Here is a 23,357-nt window from a genome sequence, read left to right as displayed (position 1 = left end):
TGGAGGCCAGCATGTCCGAGTCCGAGACAGCCCCCGCTTATTTGCAGAAACCCCATATCCTCAAGCGTACCAGCGTGGCTCGCAGCCGCCTGTTTCATGTCGAGTCGCTCGAGTTGCGTTTTTCCAATGGCGAGGAACGGGTGTTCGAACGCCTGACCGGCTCCGGGCATGGCGCGGTGATGATCGTGGCCATGCCCGACCCCGAGCATGTGCTGTTGATTCACGAGTACGCCGCGGGCTTCGAGGATTATGTGCTGACCCTGCCCAAGGGTCTGGTCGACCCCGGGGAAGACGTGGTGACCGCCGCCAACCGCGAACTGATGGAAGAGTGCGGCTTCGGGGCCCATTGCATCGAGCCGCTGGTGGAATTTTCGCTGGCCCCCAACTACATGAGCCACCGCATGCAGGTCATGCTTGCCACCGACCTTTATCCCAAGCGCCTGCCCGGCGATGAGCCTGAACCCTTGATTGTGGAAACCCACGCGCTCGATGAACTTCCCGCCCTGCTGCTGCGAGAAGATTTTCACGAAGCCCGCGCCATCGCCGCCCTGTATATCGCCCGCGACAAATTGCGCGCCGATAACGCAGAAACACCCAAGCTGCTTTGACATCCACCCCCTCGCACGATGAATCGCCCTCCCACCCGGTCAAAACCCTGTCAGCCCGGCTTTGTGGTGGGAGGCCGGTTTACCGGGCGAGCTCTTGGGGGTGGTGACAGCCTCCTGCCAGCTCAATCCAGCTTGGAAAGATCGCGCACTGCGCCCTTGTCGGCGGAGGTGGCAAGCAGCGCATAGGCCTTGAGCGCGGGAGTCACCTTGCGCAGGCGCTGGATGCTGGGTTTCCAGGCATCCTTGCCGCGTGCGTTCATGGCCTCACGTCGGGCGCTCAATTCAGCGTCGCTCAGTTTGACATTGATAGTGCGGCTGGGAATGTCGATGCGAATCAAATCGCCCTGCTCCACCAACCCGATGGCACCGCCCGCACCCGCTTCCGGCGACACATGGCCGATGGAAAGCCCCGAGGTGCCCCCCGAAAAGCGCCCATCGGTAAGCAACGCACAGGCCTTACCCAACCCCTTGGATTTCAGGTACGACGTCGGGTAGAGCATTTCCTGCATGCCCGGGCCGCCCTTGGGGCCTTCGTAGCGAATCACCACCACATCGCCGGCTTTCACCTTATCGTTCAAAACGTGTTCCACCGCCTGGTCCTGGGATTCGACGACATGCGCCGGACCTTCAAAGACCAGTATCGACTCATCGACACCGGCGGTTTTCACCACGCAGCCGTCAACGGCGATATTGCCGTAGAGTACCGCCAGGCCACCTTCGCGCGAGAAGGAATGCTCCAGATCGCGAATACAGCCCGTGGCACGGTCACCGTCCAGGCTCGGCCAGCGCGCACTCTGGGAAAACGCTACCTGAGTAGGCACGCCACCAGGGCCGGCGCGATAGAACTCCACCACCTCCGGGTTTGGATTGCGCATGATGTCCCATTCATCCAGGGCAATTTTCAGGCTATCCCCGTAAACGGTGGGCACCGAGGTATCCAGCACCCCGGCGCGGTCGAGTTCGCCCAGAATCGCCATGATGCCCCCCGCACGATGCACGTCTTCGATATGGTATTTCTGCGTATTGGGGGCGACCTTGCACAGCTGTGGCACTTCCCGGGAAAGCCGATCGATATCGGTCATGGTGAAATCGATTTCGGCCTCCTGCGCCGCCGCCAATAGATGCAGGATGGTGTTGGTCGAGCCGCCCATGGCGATATCCAGGGTCATGGCATTCTTGAAGGCCGCCAGAGAGCCGATGGCCCGCGGCAAGAGATGCGCTTCTTCGCCTTCGTAATAGCGCCGAGCCAATTCGACGATGCGGTGACCGGCATTTTCGAACAGGCGCCGGCGATCCGAATGCGTGGCCACCACGGTTCCGTTACCCGGCAGCGCCAGGCCCAGCGCTTCCATCAGGCAGTTCATCGAATTGGCGGTAAACATGCCCGAGCAACTGCCGCAGGTAGGGCAAGCGCTGCGTTCGACTTCCGCTAAGGTTTCGTCATCCACGCTGTCATCGGCGGCCATCACCATGGCATCCACCAGATCCAGGCCGTGATCGAGCAGTTTGGTCTTGCCCGCTTCCATCGGCCCGCCGGAGACGAAAATCACCGGAATGTTCAGGCGCATGGCGGCCATCAGCATTCCCGGGGTGATCTTGTCGCAGTTAGAAATACACACCATTGCATCGGCACAGTGGGCATTACACATGTATTCCACGGAGTCGGCGATCAGGTCACGGCTGGGCAAGGAATACAGCATGCCGTCGTGGCCCATGGCGATGCCGTCGTCCACGGCGATGGTGTTGAACTCCTTGGCCACCCCGCCGGCTTTCTCGATCTCTCGCGCCACCAGTTGGCCCATGTCCTTCAAGTGCACATGGCCGGGCACGAACTGGGTGAAGGAATTGGCCACGGCGATGATCGGCTTCTGGAAATCGTCGTCCTTCATGCCGGTGGCACGCCATAAGGCGCGAGCGCCGGCCATGTTGCGACCAGCGGTGGTGGTGCGAGAGCGATACTCAGGCATGGTGTCCTCTATCTATTATCGACCCGCTGCCCGGTTCCAGAACAAGGCCGACAGCGGGAGGTTGAAGTCAGCCGAGGATTTTGGCATGCCCCGCGGCGCCAAGCTAGAGCGCCGCCCTCAGGATAGCGTCGCTGTGTGGCTCAGAATTCATCCCACTCATCCTGTCCCTCTGTCGCCATTGCCGGGCGCGGGGGTGCTTTTGCCGCTTGCCTGGGTGCCGGTGACTCGGGCATCGACAACTGTGCGACAGGGCGTTTGCTCAGACGCTGGCGCGCCGTGGCAACGTCCTCTTCCGTCGCCCCTTCCAAGCGGAAGGCGGCAATCACATTGGCCAGTTCGCGGGCTTCATGGGTCAGGCCTTCCGCCGAACGCGAGATCGAATGCACCCGGGTCGCATTCTGCTGAGTGACATGGTCCATTTCTGCCACGGCGCTGTTGATCTGGGTAATGCCGCTGCTTTGCTCATCCGACGCCGAGCTGATTTCCTCCATGATGTCGCTGACTTTCATCACTTGAGAGACCACCTGCTCGATTGACTTTTCGGCCTGCTTGACCGCCTGAGTGCCGCCATTTATTTCTCCGGACGACACTTCGATCAAGCTGCGAATTTCACGCGCGGCATCGGCGCTGCGTCCGGCCAGTTGGCGCACTTCATTGGCTACCACGGCAAAGCCCCGCCCCTGTTCACCGGCCCGGGCAGCTTCCACCGAGGCGTTCAGCGCCAGGATATTGGTCTGGAAGGCGATGCCGTCAATCACCGTGATGATATCGGTCATCTTGCCCGCACTCTGGGCGATGCGCTCCATCCGCGACACCAGATCCTGCATCCGCTCACCGGTTTCCCGGGTGGTGTTGGCATTCTGCATCGCCAGCTGATTGGCCTGGCGCGCATTATCGGTGTTCTGCTGAACGGTAGTGGTCATTTCCTCCATGCTCGAAGCGGTTTGCTGCAAGGAAGAGGCTTGCTGTTCCGTGCGCGAGGCCAAGTCTTCGTTTTCCTTGGCGATACGCTGAGAAGCCGGGGTGACGACGTTGACGCGCTCACCGATTTCCGTTACCAGACCGGACAAGCTGGCGCGCATGATTTCCAGGGAGCCTAGAAGCTCGCCCAGCTCATCATTGCGTTGACGGCTGACTCTGGTGCTTAAATTACCTGCGGCAATCTGGAAGGTGACCCGGCGTGCTTCGTTGAGCGAGCTGAGCAACGATTTCAACACCGCCATGCTCAGGCCGATCATCAGTATCACGCCGATCACCAGCAAGCCCAATTGTGCCCACAGCATGCGTTGCTCAGCGTTTTTTGCCTCTTGCATCAGGGACTGCGCCTGAACCCTTTCTTCACTGACCAGCTGATTGATGGTGGCACTGATGGCCTCCGACGTGGGTTGCACCCTGTCATTGAAGGCTTCGAAAGCGGCAAAGCCACTGCCACCCAAGATGGCGTCCAGGGTGTCGTTGACGCCTCCCACCAGAGCATTCACTTGCTCGCCCAAAGCTTGTTGCCCCTCACTGGGCGTTGCCCGTTGGGCAATGAAATTCTGCCAGGTGAGCTGCATGCTTTCGATGCCGTCGTTCAATTGAGTGCTCAGGGCGTCGCGGTCGGCCGCACGCGGGTTGCGTACCGCCGGTTCCAACGTCTGTAGCGACTGCCCCATCAACTGCTCGATTCGCTGCAGGTCCGCAATTCCCTCAAGCCCGGTACTGTTCAGGGTGTGAAGGCGCTCCGCCGAGCTCATCAAGCCGTAAACCCCCAGTCCACCGGCCATGACCAGCAGCACTAATGACGCCAGCACCATGCCCATCAACTTGGCCTGCATGCTGCTGAAGCTGAAGCGCTGCACCCAGCCACGCAAGCCAGTACGGTGTATCGCGCCTCGCTTGAGTCTGAAGCCGCCACTTTTACCCTGGTACATGCGGGCGTAGACCTTTTCCGCCAATCTCACGGCATTGGCGGAAGCCTTGCGGCGCACCGAGGTGTAGCCAACTACCGTCTCTCCCTCGATCAAGGGCGCCACGGTGGTTTGGATCCAGTAGTGCTCACCGTTTTTGCAGCGGTTCTTGATCACGCCTTGCCAGGTTTTGCCCTGCTTGATCGTTTCCCAGAGGTCCTTGAACACAGCAGCGGGCATATCCGGGTGTCGTAACAGACTGTGGGGTTCACCTATCAGTTCGTCGGCGTCATAGCCACTGGCCGCAATGAAGGCAGGGTTGGCATAGGTTATATGGCCTTGACGGTCGGAACGGGAAATCAGCACATCATCGTCCGTTAAAACGTGCTCCCGCTGGGCTATAGATTGGTGATCATGCATTGCAAGGCCCCTGATGCTGAAATTTTGATGAAATACGCCTGCTGTAAGACGTTTTATTTACCCATAATAAAAAAAACACCCTACCTTTTGGGTAGAGTGTGTTTAATATCATTAAAATAAGCTCATCATAAAGTTGTAAATTGACGCCTAATCAACGCAACCATGCTTGAAAATACGTGATTAGCCAAACACTACCTTGGCCACGTCAGGGTAGCGATCGGCAAAGTGCACCGCTCATCGCCAGCGGTCGGTCGGTCGGTCGAGGTAAGCGAGGGGCAGTGGAATACGTTTACAAGGACAGCACCCAGGCCAGCTGATTACCGGCTTAGCTTAGAGGGTTGTCAGTGCATGACTTCCAAGCCTGCCGCTTGCGGTAAAGCGTTGAAGGAGCGACCTCCAGTAGTGAAGCAGCGCGCTGAATGTTTCCATTGCATGTCTTAATGGCATTCTCTATTGCCTTCTGCTCCACCTTCCACAGTGGAGTAATTGCATGAGAGCAGGCCTCTTCCACCTCTTGCCCGTCTTTATTTGAATGCTTTTCAAAACTTTCGTCTAAATCCAGCATTTCTACAGTAAGCACAACCCCTTCATGCATTATTACCGATCTTCTTATAACATTTTCAAGTTCTCTAACATTTCCGGGCCATGAGTAATCGAGTAATACTTTTTCAGCGTCGGAGGAAAAATACTGAAAGCTTTTCTTCTCTACTGAAGAATAACGTTTCAACAGATCTTGGGCGATCTCAATTACATCTCGCCCACGCTCACGCAATGGTAAAAGCTTTACAGGCACCACATTCAAACGATAGTAAAGGTCTGGGCGAAACAGGCCCTTTTTTACTAGCTCCAGGGGATTCACGTTAGTTGCACAAACAATACGGCTGTTCACCGCATAAGTAGTCGTCGACCCGACCGGCATGACTTGCCCAGTCTGAAGAAATCGGAGCAGCTTACTTTGCATGGCCAGATTCAGTTCGGCAATCTCATCTAAAAAGAGAGTCCCCCCATCTGCGGCTCTTGCGTATCCGACACTGTCGCATGTAGCCCCTGTAAAAGCCCCCTTCAAGTGACCGAAGAATTGAGACTCAAAAATATCGAATGGGATTGCCGCACAATTTACAGCAATAAACGGTTTGTCACGCCGAGGGCTTTTCTCATGCAACATAGTAGCGCAAAGTTCTTTTCCGGCACCACTCTCTCCGGTTAAAAAAACCGGGACATCGGATTTAGCCAAACGATCCAGGGTTTCGTAGAGCGCATGCATTCCTCCCGAGTCTCCTGTAATACATTGTTTTTTTGAACTCTTTCCATGTGGAATAAAGTTTTTATTTCGGCAAATATATTGATTCATTTTTCATTCCTTGAAAGCTTTCTCCGCCCTGGTTGAAAATCTAAATAGAATCCAAGAACGCCATGCTTAATCAAACCTAAAATAACTAAAAAATCGAGACCTATACGGAGCTATTTTTCTAGCAAACAATTAACACAAAAAATACATTTTTTTAATTTTCTTAATACTACCGACACACTCATTTCTGGCCATTCAAGGCCAAACGACTTTTTACTATTCTCTTATCACCATATCTAATACCTTTTAACAAATAAAAAAATATCAAAAGTAGCAAAAAACCCATACCAAAATAACCATTCTGTACAAGCATAAAACTTATCCTCTAAAAAACCGCATATCAAGAAACTTATGTTAAAACGAATCGCAAAATGAAAAAAACAAAAGCACACAAAAACTTAACAATCGGATAACTCTTTGTAAAAAAAGCTTGATTCAGTTTCTGGCATACCTTCTGCCTTGATAGGGCAAGGGAACCAGCCAGGGCATTCAAAATGAAAATGTATAGATACAGCTTTGCATGCTGCCTAATTAGCCTTATCAGTGGTTGCGCGGCTATTGAACCTAACGTGGATACAGTGCAGCCACTCACAGGCCCACCTGTGACCTCGAACCACACGCCTTATTCGCAATGCCTGGCTGATCTGCGTGATGGCTACGAAGCTAACAATCTCCCCGTCATCGCGGTGGGACAGATCAGTGATAAGACAGGGCAGCGGACTTACTCCACCGTTACCGAAAGCAGCGCCCTGACTCAGGGCGTTTCCGAAATGCTGATCAGCGCTTTCCATAAAACCGGCAAGGTCAACCTGACTGAGCGTCTGGATGTGAGAGTCCCTTTGGCGGAGCAACAGCTGTTTGAGCAGAACGCGCTGGCATTCGCCCCCCAGCCCATTGCGGTAGTGCCGGCGAATTTCGTGGTTCTGGGTGCATTGACCGAGCTCAATTAAAACATTTCCACCGGGGGAGCGCGCCTGTTCGTGAGCGGTATCGGCGGTAGCGTACGCACCGCGGTCATCAACGTCGGCCTGGATCTTCGCCTGGTCGATGTCAGGACATTCAGCACCTTGTACGTATCGAGCCTGCAGAAGCAAGTCGTCGGCTACGAGGTTGAATCGGGCATCTATCGCTTCTTTGGAAACCAACTTATCGAATTCGATACCGGCGCTGTGAGGAATGAACCTTTACAGCTCGGTGTTCGATCGGTCGTGGAGATGAGTGCTTTTCAGATCCTGACCGAAGGCCTGGGTCTCCCGCTCCCCGAGGGAAAAGCGTGCGAGCCGGAAGCCGGGCATCCTGTAGTCGCTAACCATGAGGTAAGCCACAATGAAACTTAACAAACTCGCCGTAGGCATCAGCGTCGCAAGTGCCATGATACTGGGCATTTCTCAGGTACAGGCCTTCGACAATGTCAAATGGAAATGGAATCTTGACGTCGACACCGACATAGACCAATACATCGACATCAAGGTTGAAAATGCTGAGGAACTAGCCGTGATCGAAGTCGACCAGACGTTCGATGGCTCCCTAAAAGCGGTTAGTATCGTAAAAGACATCGACAATGACGGTCTTGGCCTTAAAGAATTGGGCAACGTGGTGAGTAACGCAACCGCCGTTGCCAACAATGCCAGCTTGACCACCGATGTCATGACCAATATTGATGTCAATCAGGACTGGGATGGTTCCGGCAGCATTCTGGCATCGTCTTACGTCAAGGGTGTCGATAACATGACGGTGGATAGCGTGGCCACTGCCGTGGCCAACAACCTGTCGGTAGCGCTTTCTCCAAACGACGATGGAAGTTCCATCTTGCTGGCTAATATCGTGCAGGATGGCGTAGGGGATGTATCGGCCTATTCGACTGTGAAGGACGTCAATATCAATGTAAAAGCATCGAATGGCTTCGAAGGTCCCCACGTTAACTCCGTTGCCACGGCGGTAGGCAATAACGTCAGTGTCAACATGGGAAGTGTGAGCAATTAGTAATTTTCACCACCGAGGATCCGGAGGGCTGACGTCAGCCCTCCGGAGCGGAGGAGATCTCATGAAGTTTTACCTTTTTCGAACCGGCTTGATGGTGTACAGCATTCTGTTCGCAATGATGGCCGTTCCCACGCTTGCCATGGCAAGCGATGGCTCATTGATCGGGCCGAAACCCTATACCTTCCCGGCACGCAGCGCTCAATCGGCTCTGATCCTCTATGAAAGCAAGCGCAACGATAGCCTAGGGCAAGGCGTGGGGTCGACCAGGGTGTACAGCAATACGAACATTTCAGCGAACAATTGGCAGCAAATCGAAATGACACTGGGAAACGATGCCGAAGCCGCGCTAAACGTCGACTCCAGCCAGAGTTCCGAGGGTAGCCAATCGAGCACCCGCTCGGAATTTTTCAATAGCCGTGAAGAAATGCAAGATGAGGAAGAAATACAGGTCCAGGAATAACCAGCTCCCGAGGGCCGCGCTGAATTTATTGCCAACCGGCGCCCCGTCACGAGACGCCGGTTGGCATGCCATTGCTCTCAACCGAAAACGACTTTCGCCACGTCAGGGTAGCGATCGGCAAAGTGCACCGTCATTCCTTCCTTGAGATAGTCCGGCAATTCCTGATAATCGCGGCGGTTGGCATCCGGCAGAATCACCTCGAAGATATCGCTGCGCCGGGCAGCGATAATCTTCTCGCGAATGCCTCCCACAGGCAGTACCTGGCCGGTCAATGTCAGCTCACCGGTCATCGCCAGCGGCCGGTCTACCGCTTGGTGCTTGGCCAGGGAGAGTAGCGCCGTGGTCATGGTGACCCCTGCCGAAGGGCCGTCCTTGGGGGTCGCCCCTTCGGGTATGTGCATATGCACGAAGGCGGTGTCGAAGAAAGCCGGTTCCGCGTCGTATTCGTTCAAGTGGCCCAAGGCATAGCTATAGGCGATGTTGGCCGACTCCTGCATGACATCGCCCAATTGCCCGGTAAGCTTGAAGCCGCGATCCAGGGTATGCACCTTGCCCGCTTCGATGGCCAGCGTCACCCCGCCCATGGCCGTCCATGCCAGACCGGTTATCACGCCTTCACCTTTGAGTACCTTTTCCTTGCGGAATAAGGGGGCACCCAGGAATTCCTCAAGGTTCTTGACCGAAATCTTGATCGTGCCCTGGTCGTTTTCCAGCAGTTTGACCGCCGCTTTGCGCACGATGCGGTGCAGCTGTTTTTCCAGCTGGCGCACCCCGGCCTCTCGCGCATATCCCTCGATGACTTCCCTGAGCGCGGCATCGGTCAGGTTGATGCGCTTCTTGGGGATATTGTCGCGCTTGAGCAGTTTCGGCCAAAGGTGATGCTTGGCGATGAGCTGCTTCTCCTCGGCGATATAACCGGAAAGACGAATCTGCTCCATACGGTCCAGCAGCGGACCGGGAATGCCGTCCGTGGTATTGGCGGTACAGATGAACAACACCTTGGAAAGATCCAGCCGAACATCCAGATAGTGATCGAGAAAATCCACGTTCTGCTCGGGATCGAGCACCTCGAGAAGCGCCGAGGCAGGATCGCCCTGGAAGGACTGTCCCAGTTTATCGATCTCATCGAGCATGATGACCGGGTTTTCCACCTTCACTTCCTTGAAGGTTTGTACCAGCTTGCCGGGCATGGCACCGATATAGGTGCGCCGGTGGCCCTTGATTTCCGCTTCGTCACGCATGCCGCCAAGGGAAAAACGGTAGAATTGACGCCCCAGCGCCTCGGCGATCGAGCGGCCTACGGATGTCTTGCCCACCCCCGGCGGGCCTACCAGCAGTATGATCGAGCCACCCACATCGCCCTTGAAGGTACCCTCGGCAAGAAATTCGATGATGCGTTCCTTGACGTCCGTGAGGCCGTCATGGTCACGGTCGAGTACAACACGCGCCTGATTCAGATCCAGTTTGTCATCGGTGGTGATCCCCCACGGCATGGACGTTAGCCAGTCGAGGTAATTGCGCGTGGTGCCGTATTCGGGCGAACCGGTTTCAAGGACCTGAAGTTTCTGAAGTTCGTCGTCGATGCGCGCCTGGACCCGCTCCGGCACCACCAGCCCTTCCAGGCGAGCGCGGAAGGTATCCACATCATTTTCACGGTCATCCTTGGAAATGCCCAGCTCACGCTGAATGACCTTGAGCTGTTCACGCAGGAAGAATTCCCGCTGGCGATCCTGCATCTGAGCATTGACCTGCTCGCTGATCTCGCCCTGCAGCTGAGCCACCTCGATTTCCTTGCGCAACAAGGGCAACACCTTGTGCATGCGCTCGGTGACCGGCAAGGTGGCCAGGACATCCTGCAGATCGCGTCCCTTTGCCGAGGTAATGGCGGCGGCAAAGTCGGTCAGCGGCCCAGGCTGGTGCGGGCTGAAACGGTTGAGGTATTGCTTGAGTTCCTCACCGTACAGCGGATTCAGCGGCAACAGCTCCTTGATACCGTTGATCATCGCCATGGCATAGGCGCGGGTCTCTTCCTCTTCGGTATCCACTGGCTCACGGGGGTAATTCACCTCCACCAGATAGGGAGGTTCCTTGGAGAGCCAGCGTGTGATACGAAAACGTTTCAAACCTTGGGCGATGAACTGAATCTGCTGTTCGTCACCCTTGAGCTTGTGCACCTTGACCGCCGTGCCGAACTCGGGAAAGGCCTCGTGATCCAGTGCCTCCACGCCCTGCTCACCGACGAAGGCCACTCCGATGGTGTGATGCGGCGTATTGCCTACCCGGCGCATGGTCTCTTCCCAGCGCTCACGGTTTATCACCAACGGCTGTACCTGAGCCGGGAAGAAAGGTCGATTGTGGATGGGAAGCAGGTAAATACGCTCAGGCAGCATCTCGTCAGCGGGCACCACCGACTTCGAATGCTCATCATCGGAGCGATATGCCTCACCTTGGGCGGCACTGTTATCATCATTCGAATCGGCAAACGTGTCCAAACCTTCTTGGGTATCGTCCTGGCCGTCCTGCTGTTCGTTATCCCTGTCAAATTCCTGGTCGCTCATGCTCCCTCCATTGAACCGTGGCTGTCGGTTGAAATACCGTCGGGCCTTTGCTCATGGAATGCGGGCACCGGACGCTAACTTCAAGGCCGGAGAGTCGGCATCGGTCTTCCGTTGACCCTTAAGGCACCTCGAACCACATCGAATTCCAGCGTTTGGGTACCCAACGGCAAGCCTAGCCACAAGGCGGCCACGGTAGGGGCGTCATGCCAGGTGAAGTCGCCATCGATGCGTTCGAGCCAGCGTGCCTGTTCGTCAGGCTGGCCGAGATTTTCCAGACTCAGGGCCTGCATGTCTCGGGCATCGAAAAACAGGGCGCCGTCGGCATCCACCTTGATGCCCAATAACGGGCTGTGCAAGGCAATAGTGTCGACATCCAGACGCGGGGAGTCACTCAACACCTGCAGAATATGCGGTTCCAAACGGGCCAGGAGGCCCTCGCTCATAGGCATTTCAGGGTCGCCCCAGGCAGCTTGCTGACGTAGATGGCGAATCACTCGACGAATGGCGTCGGCATCCAGTCGCGAAAGCTCCATCGACACCCGCCCATTGAGCAAAGGGACATTGGGGGCTTCGTCCGGCAATATCACGTCACCCAATTCCAGCTCACCACGCAGGCGCAGTTCGCGCTCGTCAAGGTGCATGTGGCTACGCACATCGATCGGCTGGATACGCATATGCAGATCCGGGTGCTGCAATACCAGAGACTCGATGTGCAGGTGATCGCGCTGGTTGAAGTGGTAGGCGTCTTCAATATAAGTGTAGTGGCTGGCGAGCTCCACCGGCCCGAGCGTCAAGCTGGCGGAGGCATCGGTCAGGATCAATTGATCCAGCATTGCGCGTAAATGCCAGTCTCCCAGCACCCCTTCCAACTGGAAGCGGGCACCCCGCACATCCAATTCCCGACCGCTTTGCTGTATCACGAAAGGGGCTAGTGCCAGGCGCAGCTCACTGTACCCACTCAAGGTATGATAACGGCCTTGCCAGCGAGGCACGGAGGGCGCGGAAACCTCGCCGACGGCTTGCTGCAGAGCGCTGTCGAGTCGCGGCAACAGCGTGCCTTGAACATCGGTGCTGAAAATACCGTGGCGGGCGTTGTAGGTGATTTCAAGACGCCAAGGGTGTCCCAACAGAGGAGACAGGATCAAACGGCCACGCGAACTCAACCAGCCTTGATGGCTTTCCGGGCGGTTCACGCGCCATTCGCCCCGCGCTTCGAGATCTTCAAGCGACTGACGCAAGCTACGTTCGAAAAACAGGCTGGAAAGTAGCTGCGCCACCACCCAGACCACCGCCACTACCACAAGCACGGGTACGATCAATCGTTCCTTGCGCATCCTACCTCCCGGATGACGCCGAATGGCAAGAGACCATTCGGGAGCGCTCAGCCGGTGGCTATCAGTGCAGCCAGAACCACAAGTGCATGGTACTCCAGGCGTACACGCCCGCCATCACATCATCGATCATGATACCGAAGCCACCGGCAACTCGACGGTCGGCCCAGCGAATCGGCCAGGGCTTGAACACGTCGAAAATACGAAACACCACGAACCCCCACAAGGCGGCCTCCCAGGAAAACGGTACCGCCGCCATGGTGATCCAGTAGCCAACGAACTCATCCCAGACAATCCCCGAGTGATCGTGAACCCCGAGATCGCGTGACGTTTTCTCACATAGCCAGACACCCACCACAAAGGCGGCAAATGACAGCATTAAATACCAGCCTAGTGGTAAATCGGTCATCAGCCAATAGAATGGTATCGCAGCCAGCGTGCCAAAGGTACCCGGCGCCCAAGGGACGGCGCCACTGCCCAGGCCGAAGGCAAAGAAATGCGTCGGGCGGCGCCATACGCTTGCAGGTGCACGGTTCATGGCGTCTCTCCGGAAAAATGCTGCCAGCCATCACGTGAATACCGGCCGACGCCTGATATGCCCAGTGCTTCGCGACAGTGACCGATCACTGTCAGCGTCTGCCCTAGCGCTGCCAGACGGCGTTGCGCCTCATCCAGCTGCGCCCTGGGCAGCGTCACTAAAAGCTCATAATCGTCACCCCCGCCCAATGCCGCCTGAATCGCGGCATCACGCCCCAGAGTGTCTTCCAGATTCGTTGCCAGCGGCATGCTTTCCGGCATCAGCACGGCCCCCACGCCGGACGCCCGGCGAAGATGACCGAGATCCGCCAGCAACCCATCGGAAATGTCGATCCCCGCTGTGGCCAGGCCGCGAAGGGCTTGCCCCGCGGCCAAGCGTGGCTGCGGTAAAAGATAGCGTTCGAGCAAGGGGTGGCTCAGATCGCGCTCGCCGCGCTGCCACAATGCCAAGCCACCGGCGCCACCGCCCAAACTGCCGGTCACCGCGATCAGATCATCCGCCTTGGCTCCCCGGCGGGTGATTGCCTGGCCGTCGGGCACCTCTCCCATCACGGTAACGCCAATGGTCAGCTGCCCGCCAGTGACGTCTCCGCCCGCCAGCACGCTGCTGCTCTCCCGGCAAAGCGAGAGAAAGCCTTCGGCATAGTCAGCCAGCCAGGCATCGCTTTCACCGCTTAATGGCGCTGAATGTTGATCAAGCGTCAACGCCATGAAACACCAGCGCGACCGAGCCCCCATGGCCGCCAGGTCACTCAGCGCCACGGCCAGGGCGCGATGGCCGATTGCCCGCGCCGGGGCGTCTACGGGAAAGTGAATATCCACCACTGACGTATCCACGCTGACCACCAACTGATGCCCGGCAGCAGGCGCCAGCAAGGCAGCGTCATCGCCTACCCCCAGGCAAACGCCTGTCGCGGCATCAGCTATCGGCGCAGTGAAATAACGACGTATCAGATCGAACTCGGCAACCACGGAAGTCCCTCGCAGATCGCGATTCAGCGCCGACGGGCGCTGACCTCGGCACTGCGCAGGCGACTGGCCAGCTTGTCGAGAATACCGTTGACGTACTTATGCCCGTCGGTGGCGCCGAATGACTTGGCCAGCTCCACACCTTCGTTGATCACCACGCGATAAGGCACTTCCATACGATGCGAAAGCTCGTAGGCACCCAGACGCAGGATCGCCAGCTCCACACCGTCGAGATCCACCAGGCGACGATCAAGCAGCGGCGCAATGGCTGCGTCCAATTCACCCTTGAAGCGTGCCGTGTTGTGCAGCAGCTCATGGAACAGAGCCATATCGGCAATTTGCATCACCTTGGCCCAGTTCTCATGATCTTCCATGTCATCGTCGGGCAATTGGCTGCGAAATTCGGCTTCGACGGTGGTCATCGACTTGCCGGTCATCGCCCACTGATAAAGCCCCTGTACGGCCAGCTCACGGGCGGCATGGCGCGCCTGCTTTGCCGCGGAAGGCTTGTTCGCACGAGGTTCGCTCATCGTTCGGCTCCAGGGCCCAAGGCGCGCAGCAGTGAGACCATTTCCATGGCCGCCATGGCTGCCTCGGTGCCCTTGTTGCCGGCCTTGGTGCCGGCACGCTCGATGGCCTGCTCGATGGACTCGACCGTCAGTACCCCATTGGCCACCGGGGTTTCGAATTCCAGCTGCAGGTTGTTCATTGCCGTATTGCAGCCACCCGCGACATATTCAAAGTGCGGTGTCCCCCCGCGGATCACCGCGCCCAGGGCAACCACTGCGTCCGGCTTGACCACTTTCAGCACCCGCTTGACCGCCAGCGGCAACTCCCAAGCGCCGGGCACATGCACCAGGTCGATATTTTCAGGGTCTACACCGTGACGCACCAGGCTATCCACGGCGCCTTCCACCAGGCTATCCACCACATGATGATTGAACCGGCCCACCACGATCACGTAGCGGCCATTCACATCAACGAAACTACCTTCGATTTGGGAAAGGGGTTGCATCAATTATTCCTGCTCAAGAGTGTTGCTCGGGTGCCGGATCGTTCGGCCCCAGACGATCCACCACTTCCAGGTCGAAGCCCGAAAGTGCCGAGAATTTCCACGGAGAACTCAACAGCCGCATCTTGCCTACCCCCAGGTGACGCAGGATCTGCGAACCGGTACCGATAGTCAGATAGTTGCCGGCGCCATCGGAGTCGCTGGTGCGAGGCACACGCACACGCTCCAGAAAGACATCCAGCTGATCCTTGAGATCGCGGTGCGGACGACCGTCGTCGATCAGCACGAAGACACCGTTTTCCGACGCGGCTATCTCGTCCAGGGCGCGATGGCCATCCCAACGGCGTCCATCGTTCTTGAGCAGACCCAACAGATCACGCAGGGTATCCGCCAGATGAACGCGCACGGTTGTGGGCTGCTCCGGCTGCGGCTGGCCTTTCACCAGGGCCAGATGATGCGCCCCTTGAATGCGGTCACGGAAGACGTGCAGCGTCAGGTCGCCATGAATGGTCGAGACCGGGGTCGCTTCCAGGTGGTCGATGGTCTGCTCATTGACGATACGGTAATGAATCAGGTCGGCAATGGTACCCATCTTGATGCCGTGTTCGGCGGCAAAGACCTCAAGTTCCGGGCGGCGCGCCATGCTGCCGTCATCGTTCATGATTTCGCAGATCACGCCACTCGGGTCACAGCCGGCCAAGGCTGCCAGATCGCAGGCGGCTTCGGTATGCCCGGCACGCCGCAGCACGCCACCGGGTTCGGCCATCAACGGGAAGATATGCCCCGGCTGAACGATATCCTCGGCGGTTGCGCCAGGCGCAACCGCTGCCTGCACGGTACGCGCTCTATCGGCTGCGGAAATCCCCGTGGTCACCCCGACGGTGGCCTCGATGGACAAGGTGAACTTGGTACCGAAACCCGACTCGTTGTCGCGTACCATCAGTGGCAGATTGAGCTGTTCACAACGCTTACGGGTCATCGGCAAGCAGATAAGACCACGGGCGAAACGCGCCATGAAATTGATATGCTCGGCCTTGACCTTTTCAGCGGCCATGATGATATCGCCTTCGTTCTCGCGATCCTCATCGTCCATGAGGATAACCATCTTGCCCTGCCGAATATCCTCGACAAGGTCAGCGATGGGGGCCAGGCCCCCAGAGGAGGATTGCACCATGGAATCTCCAGAAAATGTGCTTCGCATTACGTGCGATTTCGCGCGTCAGGGTACCTTGGTATCGTCTGTGGCGCTAGTCGGCTCAGGCGTGGCGATAATCCGCCAGTCACGCCCCACTGCCCGCATGTCATGAATCATCAGGCGCTGCTGATCGGCCATCAACGCAAGTCCGGGCAAGGCAAACAGCGGCCGGGCGTCGCCTCCCAGCAAGGTGGGAGCGACGAATAACTGCATTTCATCCACAAGCTTGGCATTCAACATGGCACCGGCGAGCGTGGCGCCGGTTTCCAGCAACAGCTCGTTGATCTGACGGTTTTTTGCCAACCAGTGCAGCAATGCAGGCAAGCTGATGCGGCCATCTTCCCCCGCTCCCAGAACCAGCACTTGCGCACCGGCATTTTCCAGACGCCGACGCTTTTCCGGGTCATGATCGGGAACCGTCACCACCAGGGTCTCTCCGGGTTCTTGCAAGCAAGCCGCCGCCAGAGGCAGGCGCAACCGGGTATCCAGAATGACCCGCAGCGGCTGGCGGCGCAGGATACGTTCCGCCTCGTCCAGCTTGAGCTGTTCGGCACGCAGGGTGAGCCGCGAATCATCCATGATGATCGATTCCACCCCGCTCAGAATGGCACTCGAGCGGGCTCTCAGCCGTTGCACCTGGGTACGGGCTTCAGGGCCGGTAATCCACTGCGATTCGCCGGAGCCCATGGCCGTGCGCCCATCCAGGCTCATGGCCATTTTCAAGCGCACGAACGGTCGACCGCGGCGCATGCGCGAAATGAAGCCTGGGTTGAGCTTCTCGGCGTCCTCTTCAAGCAGGCCCACCATGACCTTGATACCGGCCTGTTCCAACAGCGCGATTCCTTGGCCGGCCACTTGAGGGTTGGGGTCGACCATGGCCACCACCACCCGTGTCACGCCCGCATCGCGCAGCGCCAAGGCACAAGGCCCGGTGCGCCCGTAATGGGAGCAAGGCTCAAGCGTGACGTAAGCCGTCGCCCCCTGAGCCTCTGAACCGGCCACCCTCAATGCGTGAATTTCGGCATGCGGCTCTCCGGCCTGTTCATGCCACCCTTCCCCCACGATGTTCCCGTCACGTACCAGGACGCAGCCCACCCGCGGGTTAGGGTCGGTGGTATAGAGGCCGCGTCGCGCCAACACCAAGGCCCGCGCCATGCAGCGATGATCCAGGCCGGAGGCCGCTTCCGGGCCGATCAAGATTTCGGCTCCTGGGAAATTCGGTCGATTTCCGCGCGAAATTCGTCCAGGTCCTGAAATTTTCGATATACCGAAGCGAAGCGAATATACGCCACCTGGTCCAGTTGCTTGAGGGTCTGCATCACTGTTTCGCCCACATCCCGCGCCTGGACTTCACGTTCACCTCGGGCACGCAGGCTCTGGCGAATACGCTCCACCGCCGCTTCGATATCTTCCGCGCTGACCGGGCGTTTTTCCAGGGCACGCAGCATTCCTCCACGCAGCTTGGCTTCATCGAAGGTTTCGCGCGAACCATCGGACTTGACCACCCGAGGCATCACCAGCTCGGCGGTTTCATAAGTGGTAAAACGCTCGCTACAATTGGCACATTGGCGGCGTCGGCGTACCTGGTCGCCATCCACCACCAGGCGTGAATCCGTCACTCGAGTGTCGTTGGCACCACAAAAAGGGCAATGCATGAGAGTCACAACCTGTTGTAGACCCGAGCCCGATACGCGAGCACGAGTAAGCGATTTATTTTCTCATTGTAACGACTTGACCTACAGGCTGCAGTGTCTGTGGCATCTGTTTGTGCGGGAGTCTTTTCATGTCAGCCTTTGATACCATCGCCCATCATCACTTGACCCATCTTTACGGCCCAGGCGCCGACGAAGTGCTGCAACGCTTGCGGCGTCTTGTTCAGAAGTACCAGAACGCCCAAGAAAGCCAGAACGTTCAACAAGCCGCCCCTGCCTGGAGTGAAAAGGATCTCTGGCTAATCAGTTACGGTGACTCGATCATCGATGAGTCGCGCCCACCGCTCGAGGTGCTGGAAGCGTTCATCCGACAACGCCTGGGCCAGCGTATCAGCGGCGTTCACCTTCTGCCGTTCTTTCCCTGGAGCAGCGACGACGGCTTTTCGGTGATCGATTACCGGGAAGTCAATCCAGCGCTCGGCGACTGGTCGCATATCCGCGCCCTGGCCGAGCATTACGATGTGATGGTGGACCTGATCCTCAACCACATCTCCCGGGAGTCGCTGTGGTTCGTGGATTATCTCAGCGATAGCTTGCCGGGGCGGGATTACTTCCTGGAATTCGACCCCGAGACCGATTTATCTCAGGTCGTGCGACCCCGCAGCACGCCGCTGCTGGTGCCTGTTGTCACTCGGCGCGGCACCCGGCATCTTTGGGCCACCTTCTCCGACGACCAGATCGATCTCAACTTCGCCAATCCGGACGTGCTGCTGGAATTCGTCGACATTCTGCTGTTCTACCTGGCGCAGGGCGCGCGCATCATTCGCCTGGATGCCATCGCCTTTCTCTGGAAACGCCCGGGTACCGCCTGCGTCCACCTACCGGAAACTCATACGGTGGTCCGCCTATTGCGTGCCCTGGTGGATCACGTTGCCCCCGGCACCTTACTGGTGACCGAAACCAACGTGCCGCACACGGAAAACATCAGCTATTTTGGCCTTGAGCGCACTGACAGCAGCGAGCCGGATGAAGCTCACATGATCTATCAGTTCACCTTGCCGCCCTTGCTGTTGCACACACTGACCCGCGGCGAGGCCGGCACGCTGCGTGAATGGCTGAAAAGCTTGCCGCCCCTGCCACCCGCCTGCACCTACCTCAATTTCACCGCCAGCCATGACGGTATCGGGGTGCGGCCACTGGAAGGCCTGTTGCCCGACCACGAACGCGATGCCCTGCTGGAATTGATGCGCCGTTTCGGCGGATTTATCAGCATGCGCAGCCACCCCGAAGGCGGCGATATTCCCTATGAAATCAACATTACCTGGTTTGAGGCCATGCAAGGCACCCATCGAGGCGCCGACCCTTGGCAGGTGACACGCTTTCTGTGTAGCCAGGCAATCATGCTCAGCTTGCAGGGAATTCCCGCCCTCTATCTGCACAGCCTGACCGCCACCCCCAACGACCTGGAAGGCGTGGAGCGCAGCGGCAGGCTACGTTCGATCAACCGCCGTCGCTGGCAGTTGAAGGAACTGGAACCGCTGCTGGACAGCGCCACGACGCCTAACCATGAGGTATTTACCGCACTCAATCGCTTGCTTGAGCAGCGTCGCGATGAGCCCTGCTTTCATCCAAGCGCCCCGCAGCGGGTACTGCCCGCGCCCGATGAACTATTGGCCGTCGAGCGCGGCCCCCTGCCCGATGGCCGCCGCCTGCTGGCACTGTATAACGTCACCGACCAGCCGTTCGATCTGAACCTGGGCGGCGAGACATTGACCATGCGGCTCAACCAAAGTCAGTGGCGCTCGATCGACCCTAATGCTCCAGACTGGTCCGCCGACACGCCTTTGCCGCCCTACGCCATCCGCTGGCTGGTGAGTGAAGCATGATTAAGGCACCGTCCTGACAAAGCTGCTGCTTTTCATGCGACCTACCTTGCACTATAGCAATTTGCTATTTATAGCAATTTGCTATAAAATGACTGTCGAATAAAGGGACATCACCAGATGCATGTCATTACCCAAAAACGAATATGGGAAGCTAAAGAGAAACATCCAAATGCCACCAATGCGTTAGATACATGGTATCGGCTGATGAAGTCCAATGATCCAAAAGACTTCGACGCCATGAAAAGCTTGTTCCCAGCCACCGACAAGGTCGGCAACTTCCATGTTTTTGATATAGGCGGCAACAAATTACGGCTCATCGCTGTCGTCCAGTATAAAGCCAAGAGAGTCTATATCCGCTATGTCCTCACTCATAAAGAGTATGACAAGGACAAGTGGAAAAAGGAGTGATTATGCACGCACTAGTTGAACAAGCGACCGAGCACTGGGGCTATCTTGCTCCTCTCCTCAGCATGCCGTCCTGCGAAGCTGAGTATGACACTCGGGTCGAGGCGCTGGATGAAATCCTCGATCTTATCGGCGACGATGAATCTCATCCTCTGGCCAGCTTGGCTGGCCGGCTAGGCGATATCATCGAGGCTTACGATGAAGAAAACCGCCCACTGCCGGATGTGTCTGGCACAGAGGTGCTTCGCTACTTAATGCAGGAACATCATATCTCGCAGAGCGACCTGTCTGAAGTCGGGGCCCAATCCGTGGTTTCAGCCATTCTCGCTGGGCACCGCAAGCTGAACTGGCGCCAGATCTGCGAGCTTTCGGAACGCTTCGGAATCTCTACCGAATCATTCAAGGAGCCAAGCGGAAAACTACGGACACTTGGCTGAGAGAGCCGTGTCGATGCCTTCTCGCCACACCATATTTTATCCCGCCAGTCGGCAGGGGCCTGCACTTGTACGTTGGGCCCCATCGCCATCAGCCACCTGGGCAGCACACTCAGGCTGCGCATTGCCTTGCCGATGTTTGCGCCTGCCATAGAAGTGATAGACATAACTTCATAGCTATTGCCTATTAAAACGGTGATAAAAAGTAAATTGTTACTACAGCCCTCATGCTCTATAAATGACGGACGAAGCCAAGGAACTCAGTCGTTCCAATTAAGACAATGATTTTTTAATATCAAGAGGAACGTGAAATAGTTTTGCTGCCAGGCTCGGCACCCATTTTATATGCGATATTTCTTTAGAAGCATTATTTAATTCTAAGCAAGGGGAGAAGCTTTATATGAGCGAGAACACAGGTAAGTGCCCAGTGATGCACGGCGGTAACACGGCAGAGGGCAACTCGAACAGGGACTGGTGGCCGGAAGCTCTAAACCTAGACATTCTCCACCAGCACGACCGTAAAACAAATCCGATGGGTGAAGACTTCGACTATCGCCAAGAAGTCAAAAAACTCGACTTCGATGCGCTTAAGAAGGATGTCCACGCCTTGATGACCGATAGCCAAGATTGGTGGCCGGCTGATTGGGGTCACTACGGCGGCCTGATGATCCGCATGTCTTGGCACTCGGCCGGTACTTACCGTATTGCGGATGGCCGTGGTGGCGCTGCAACCGGCAACCAGCGCTTCGCGCCGATTAACAGCTGGCCGGATAATGTCAGCCTGGATAAAGCACGCCGCTTATTGTGGCCGATCAAGAAAAAGTACGGCAACAAGCTCAGCTGGGCTGACCTTATCATTCTGGCCGGTAACGTAGCCTATGAATCCATGGGCTTGAAGACCTTCGGTTTCTCGTTTGGTCGCGAAGACATCTGGCACCCGGAAAAAGACATCTACTGGGGCGCGGAAAAAGAGTGGCTGGCCCCATCTGACGAACGCTATGGCGACGTCGGGAATCCCGACACTATGGAAAATCCATTGGCTGCGGTGCAGATGGGTTTGATTTACGTCAACCCGGAAGGCGTAAATGGCGTTCCCGACCCGCAAAAGACTGCTGATCAGGTACGCGAGACCTTCGTCCGTATGGCGATGAACGACGAAGAGACCGCTGCCTTGACGGCCGGAGGCCATACCGTGGGTAAGTGCCACGGCAACGGTGACGCCGAAGCGCTCGGGCCAGAACCTGAAGCCGCTGGCGTAGAAGAGCAAGGATTTGGCTGGCACAACCCCAACATGGATGGCAAAGCCACCAATATCGTCACGTCGGGGATTGAAGGCGCCTGGACAACCAACCCGACTGTCTTTGACATGGGCTATTTCGATCTATTGTTTGGCTACGAGTGGGCGTTAAAGAAGAGCCCCGCCGGCGCCTGGCAATGGGAACCGGTCGATATTAAGGAAGAAGACAAACCGGTTGATACCACCGATCCTTCCATCCGTCACAACCCCATCATGACGGATGCCGACATGGCCATGAAGATAGACCCGACCTACAAGGCTATCTGCGAAAAGTTCATGGCGGACCCGGCGTATTTTGAAGACTGTTTCGCTCGCGCCTGGTTTAAGCTTATTCATCGCGATCTTGGTCCGAAAGAGCGCTACATAGGCCCGGAAGCACCCTCAGAAGATCTGACCTGGCAAGATCCGGTATCCGCCGGCAGCACCGATTACTGTGCAGAAGTGGTAAAAGAGCAAATTGCCAATAGCGGCTTGAACGTCAGCGAGATGGTCATCACCGCTTGGGATAGCGCACGCACTTTCCGCGGTTCTGATCTGCGCGGTGGCGCCAATGGTGCACGCATTCGCCTGGCCCCGCAGAAAGACTGGGAAGGCAATGAGCCGGATCGCCTGGCCAAGGTGCTGAAGGTTTATGAAAAAATCGCCGCTGACAACGGTGCAAGTGTGGCCGATGTGATCGTATTGGGCGCTAGTGTCGGTATCGAGCAGGCGGCAAAAGCCGCCGGCCATGACGTCCTGGTACCGTTTACGCCGGGTCGTGGTGATGCCACCGACGAGATGACGGATGCCGACTCCTTCGAGCCGCTGGAACCGCTCGCGGATGGTTTCCGCAACTGGCAGAAGAAGGATTACATCGTTAAGCCGGAAGAGATGCTGCTCGACCGCGCTCAGCTGATGGGCCTGACAGCCCCTGAGATGACGGTATTGATCGGCGGCATGCGGATGCTCGGCACCAACCACGGTGGCACCAAGCACGGCGTTTTCACCGATCGTGAAGGTCAGTTGACCAACGACTTCTTCGTTAATCTGACCGATATGGGTAATACCTGGAAGGTGGCGAGTAACAACGTCTATGAAGTCCGTGATCGCAAGACGGATCAGGTGAAGTGGACCGCTAGCCGCATCGACTTGGTATTTGGCTCCAACTCGATCCTGCGCTCCTACGCTGAGGTATACGCTCAGGACGACAACGAAGAGAAGTTCGTTAAAGACTTTATCGCCGCCTGGACCAAGGTGATGAACGCTGACCGTTTTGATCTGGAAAAATTTCAAAACGCGTAATCAAGCGCATCGCTTAGAGCGTTAAGCTCTCTTAACCGCGACATAGTTCGCGGTTATTTTTTTCGTGGCAAGGGGCCTCATCCCCCATGGAACTCATACGCCGCTAATGAACTCATGAGAAGATG

General features: G+C 57.0%; 19 protein-coding genes and 1 pseudogene. 8 read left to right on the top strand and 12 right to left on the bottom strand.

Annotated features, from left to right (window positions below; translation table 11 throughout):
• Positions 1-11: 11 nt before the first annotated feature.
• Positions 12-608 (top strand): ADP compounds hydrolase NudE, encoded by a 597-nt coding sequence (gene nudE, locus DU506_RS08540; RefSeq protein WP_181870720.1) that lies wholly within the window; start codon positions 12-14, stop codon positions 606-608.
• 122 nt (positions 609-730) lie between these two features.
• On the opposite strand, the gene ilvD is transcribed toward nudE, so the two are convergent.
• From ilvD to DU506_RS08525, 3 genes are all read right to left on the bottom strand, one after another.
• Positions 731-2,575, bottom strand: a complete 1,845-nt coding sequence (ilvD, locus tag DU506_RS08535) for a dihydroxy-acid dehydratase (RefSeq protein WP_114486514.1) — start codon at positions 2,573-2,575, stop codon at positions 731-733.
• Between the two features lie 140 nt (positions 2,576-2,715).
• Entirely contained in the window at positions 2,716-4,884 is a 2,169-nt protein-coding gene (locus tag DU506_RS08530; protein WP_114486513.1) for a methyl-accepting chemotaxis protein, read from the bottom strand.
• A 325-nt stretch (positions 4,885-5,209) separates the two neighbouring features.
• Positions 5,210-6,235, bottom strand: a complete 1,026-nt coding sequence (locus tag DU506_RS08525; RefSeq protein ID WP_114486512.1) for a sigma-54 interaction domain-containing protein — start codon at positions 6,233-6,235, stop codon at positions 5,210-5,212.
• A 491-nt stretch (positions 6,236-6,726) separates the two neighbouring features.
• Here DU506_RS08525 and DU506_RS22130 point away from each other — a divergent pair.
• The 3 genes and pseudogenes from DU506_RS22130 (at position 6,727) to DU506_RS08510 (ending at position 8,675) form a co-directional block, all read left to right on the top strand.
• Positions 6,727-7,569: pseudogene (locus tag DU506_RS22130) on the top strand (CsgG/HfaB family protein).
• A complete protein-coding gene (locus tag DU506_RS08515; RefSeq protein WP_114486511.1) occupies positions 7,559-8,215 on the top strand; it encodes a hypothetical protein in 657 nt (218 codons plus the stop codon). The pseudogene DU506_RS22130 and the gene DU506_RS08515 overlap by 11 nt, the downstream one beginning before the upstream one ends.
• A gap of 61 nt (positions 8,216-8,276) precedes the next feature.
• Positions 8,277-8,675: a hypothetical protein gene (locus DU506_RS08510; RefSeq protein ID WP_114486510.1), complete on the top strand. Its 399-nt coding sequence runs from the start codon at positions 8,277-8,279 to the stop codon at positions 8,673-8,675.
• Positions 8,676-8,752: 77 nt separating this feature from the next.
• On the opposite strand, the gene lon is transcribed toward DU506_RS08510, so the two are convergent.
• From lon to nrdR, 9 genes are all read right to left on the bottom strand, one after another.
• Entirely contained in the window at positions 8,753-11,233 is a 2,481-nt protein-coding gene (lon, locus tag DU506_RS08505) for an endopeptidase La (protein ID WP_114486509.1), read from the bottom strand.
• 80 nt (positions 11,234-11,313) lie between these two features.
• A complete protein-coding gene (locus tag DU506_RS08500) occupies positions 11,314-12,567 on the bottom strand; it encodes a DUF945 family protein (protein WP_114486508.1) in 1,254 nt (417 codons plus the stop codon).
• Between the two features lie 61 nt (positions 12,568-12,628).
• Complete coding sequence (locus tag DU506_RS08495; RefSeq protein WP_114486507.1) at positions 12,629-13,102, bottom strand: phosphatidylglycerophosphatase A family protein; 474 nt, start codon at positions 13,100-13,102, stop codon at positions 12,629-12,631.
• Positions 13,099-14,073, bottom strand: a complete 975-nt coding sequence (gene thiL / locus DU506_RS08490; RefSeq protein WP_114486506.1) for a thiamine-phosphate kinase — start codon at positions 14,071-14,073, stop codon at positions 13,099-13,101. Before thiL ends, DU506_RS08495 begins: the two co-directional genes overlap by 4 nt.
• 23 nt (positions 14,074-14,096) lie before the next feature.
• Entirely contained in the window at positions 14,097-14,600 is a 504-nt protein-coding gene (gene nusB / locus DU506_RS08485) for a transcription antitermination factor NusB (protein ID WP_114486505.1), read from the bottom strand.
• Positions 14,597-15,085 carry a 6,7-dimethyl-8-ribityllumazine synthase gene (gene ribH / locus DU506_RS08480; RefSeq protein ID WP_114486504.1) on the bottom strand — a complete coding sequence of 163 codons (489 nt, stop codon included), beginning with the start codon at positions 15,083-15,085 and terminating at the stop codon, positions 14,597-14,599. The genes nusB and ribH overlap by 4 nt, the downstream gene beginning before the upstream one ends.
• A gap of 13 nt (positions 15,086-15,098) precedes the next feature.
• Positions 15,099-16,256 carry a bifunctional 3,4-dihydroxy-2-butanone-4-phosphate synthase/GTP cyclohydrolase II gene (ribBA, locus tag DU506_RS08475; RefSeq protein ID WP_114486503.1) on the bottom strand — a complete coding sequence of 386 codons (1,158 nt, stop codon included), beginning with the start codon at positions 16,254-16,256 and terminating at the stop codon, positions 15,099-15,101.
• A 45-nt stretch (positions 16,257-16,301) separates the two neighbouring features.
• Positions 16,302-17,432, bottom strand: coding sequence for a bifunctional diaminohydroxyphosphoribosylaminopyrimidine deaminase/5-amino-6-(5-phosphoribosylamino)uracil reductase RibD (gene ribD, locus DU506_RS08470; protein ID WP_114486542.1), 1,131 nt, complete (start codon positions 17,430-17,432; stop codon positions 16,302-16,304).
• A 38-nt stretch (positions 17,433-17,470) separates the two neighbouring features.
• Entirely contained in the window at positions 17,471-17,932 is a 462-nt protein-coding gene (gene nrdR, locus DU506_RS08465; protein ID WP_114486502.1) for a transcriptional regulator NrdR, read from the bottom strand.
• Between the two features lie 128 nt (positions 17,933-18,060).
• On the opposite strand from nrdR, the gene DU506_RS08460 reads away from it, so the two are divergent.
• From DU506_RS08460 to katG, 4 genes are all read left to right on the top strand, one after another.
• A complete protein-coding gene (locus DU506_RS08460; RefSeq protein WP_114486501.1) occupies positions 18,061-19,815 on the top strand; it encodes a sugar phosphorylase in 1,755 nt (584 codons plus the stop codon).
• A gap of 117 nt (positions 19,816-19,932) precedes the next feature.
• The gene (locus DU506_RS08455) at positions 19,933-20,223 is read left to right on the top strand and encodes a type II toxin-antitoxin system HigB family toxin (protein WP_114486500.1); all 291 of its coding nucleotides are present in this window, start codon (positions 19,933-19,935) and stop codon (positions 20,221-20,223) included.
• 2 nt (positions 20,224-20,225) lie between these two features.
• Entirely contained in the window at positions 20,226-20,657 is a 432-nt protein-coding gene (locus DU506_RS08450) for a helix-turn-helix domain-containing protein (RefSeq protein WP_114486499.1), read from the top strand.
• 397 nt (positions 20,658-21,054) lie between these two features.
• A complete protein-coding gene (gene katG / locus DU506_RS08445; protein WP_114486498.1) occupies positions 21,055-23,232 on the top strand; it encodes a catalase/peroxidase HPI in 2,178 nt (725 codons plus the stop codon).
• The last annotated feature ends 125 nt before the right edge of the window (positions 23,233-23,357 follow it).

Origin of the sequence: Vreelandella rituensis (assembly GCF_003336665.1) — a bacterium.
Lineage (GTDB): Bacteria > Pseudomonadota > Gammaproteobacteria > Pseudomonadales > Halomonadaceae > Vreelandella > Vreelandella rituensis.
This window is presented reverse-complemented; position numbering and strand designations above follow the sequence as displayed.

Coding starts and splice junctions, on each gene's coding strand:
- nrdR (WP_114486502.1), bottom strand. CDS start 17,932: ATGCATTGCCCTTTTTGTGGTGCCAACGACACTCGAGTGACGGATTCA.
- lon (WP_114486509.1), bottom strand. CDS start 11,233: ATGAGCGACCAGGAATTTGACAGGGATAACGAACAGCAGGACGGCCAG.
- ribH (WP_114486504.1), bottom strand. CDS start 15,085: ATGCAACCCCTTTCCCAAATCGAAGGTAGTTTCGTTGATGTGAATGGC.
- DU506_RS08460 (WP_114486501.1), top strand. CDS start 18,061: ATGTCAGCCTTTGATACCATCGCCCATCATCACTTGACCCATCTTTAC.
- katG (WP_114486498.1), top strand. CDS start 21,055: ATGAGCGAGAACACAGGTAAGTGCCCAGTGATGCACGGCGGTAACACG.
- ribD (WP_114486542.1), bottom strand. CDS start 17,432: ATGGCGCGGGCCTTGGTGTTGGCGCGACGCGGCCTCTATACCACCGAC.
- DU506_RS08450 (WP_114486499.1), top strand. CDS start 20,226: ATGCACGCACTAGTTGAACAAGCGACCGAGCACTGGGGCTATCTTGCT.
- DU506_RS08530 (WP_114486513.1), bottom strand. CDS start 4,884: ATGCATGATCACCAATCTATAGCCCAGCGGGAGCACGTTTTAACGGAC.
- DU506_RS08510 (WP_114486510.1), top strand. CDS start 8,277: ATGAAGTTTTACCTTTTTCGAACCGGCTTGATGGTGTACAGCATTCTG.
- nudE (WP_181870720.1), top strand. CDS start 12: ATGTCCGAGTCCGAGACAGCCCCCGCTTATTTGCAGAAACCCCATATC.
- DU506_RS08525 (WP_114486512.1), bottom strand. CDS start 6,235: ATGAATCAATATATTTGCCGAAATAAAAACTTTATTCCACATGGAAAG.
- ribBA (WP_114486503.1), bottom strand. CDS start 16,256: ATGGTGCAATCCTCCTCTGGGGGCCTGGCCCCCATCGCTGACCTTGTC.
- DU506_RS08455 (WP_114486500.1), top strand. CDS start 19,933: ATGCATGTCATTACCCAAAAACGAATATGGGAAGCTAAAGAGAAACAT.
- nusB (WP_114486505.1), bottom strand. CDS start 14,600: ATGAGCGAACCTCGTGCGAACAAGCCTTCCGCGGCAAAGCAGGCGCGC.
- ilvD (WP_114486514.1), bottom strand. CDS start 2,575: ATGCCTGAGTATCGCTCTCGCACCACCACCGCTGGTCGCAACATGGCC.
- DU506_RS08495 (WP_114486507.1), bottom strand. CDS start 13,102: ATGAACCGTGCACCTGCAAGCGTATGGCGCCGCCCGACGCATTTCTTT.
- DU506_RS08515 (WP_114486511.1), top strand. CDS start 7,559: ATGAAACTTAACAAACTCGCCGTAGGCATCAGCGTCGCAAGTGCCATG.
- DU506_RS08500 (WP_114486508.1), bottom strand. CDS start 12,567: ATGCGCAAGGAACGATTGATCGTACCCGTGCTTGTGGTAGTGGCGGTG.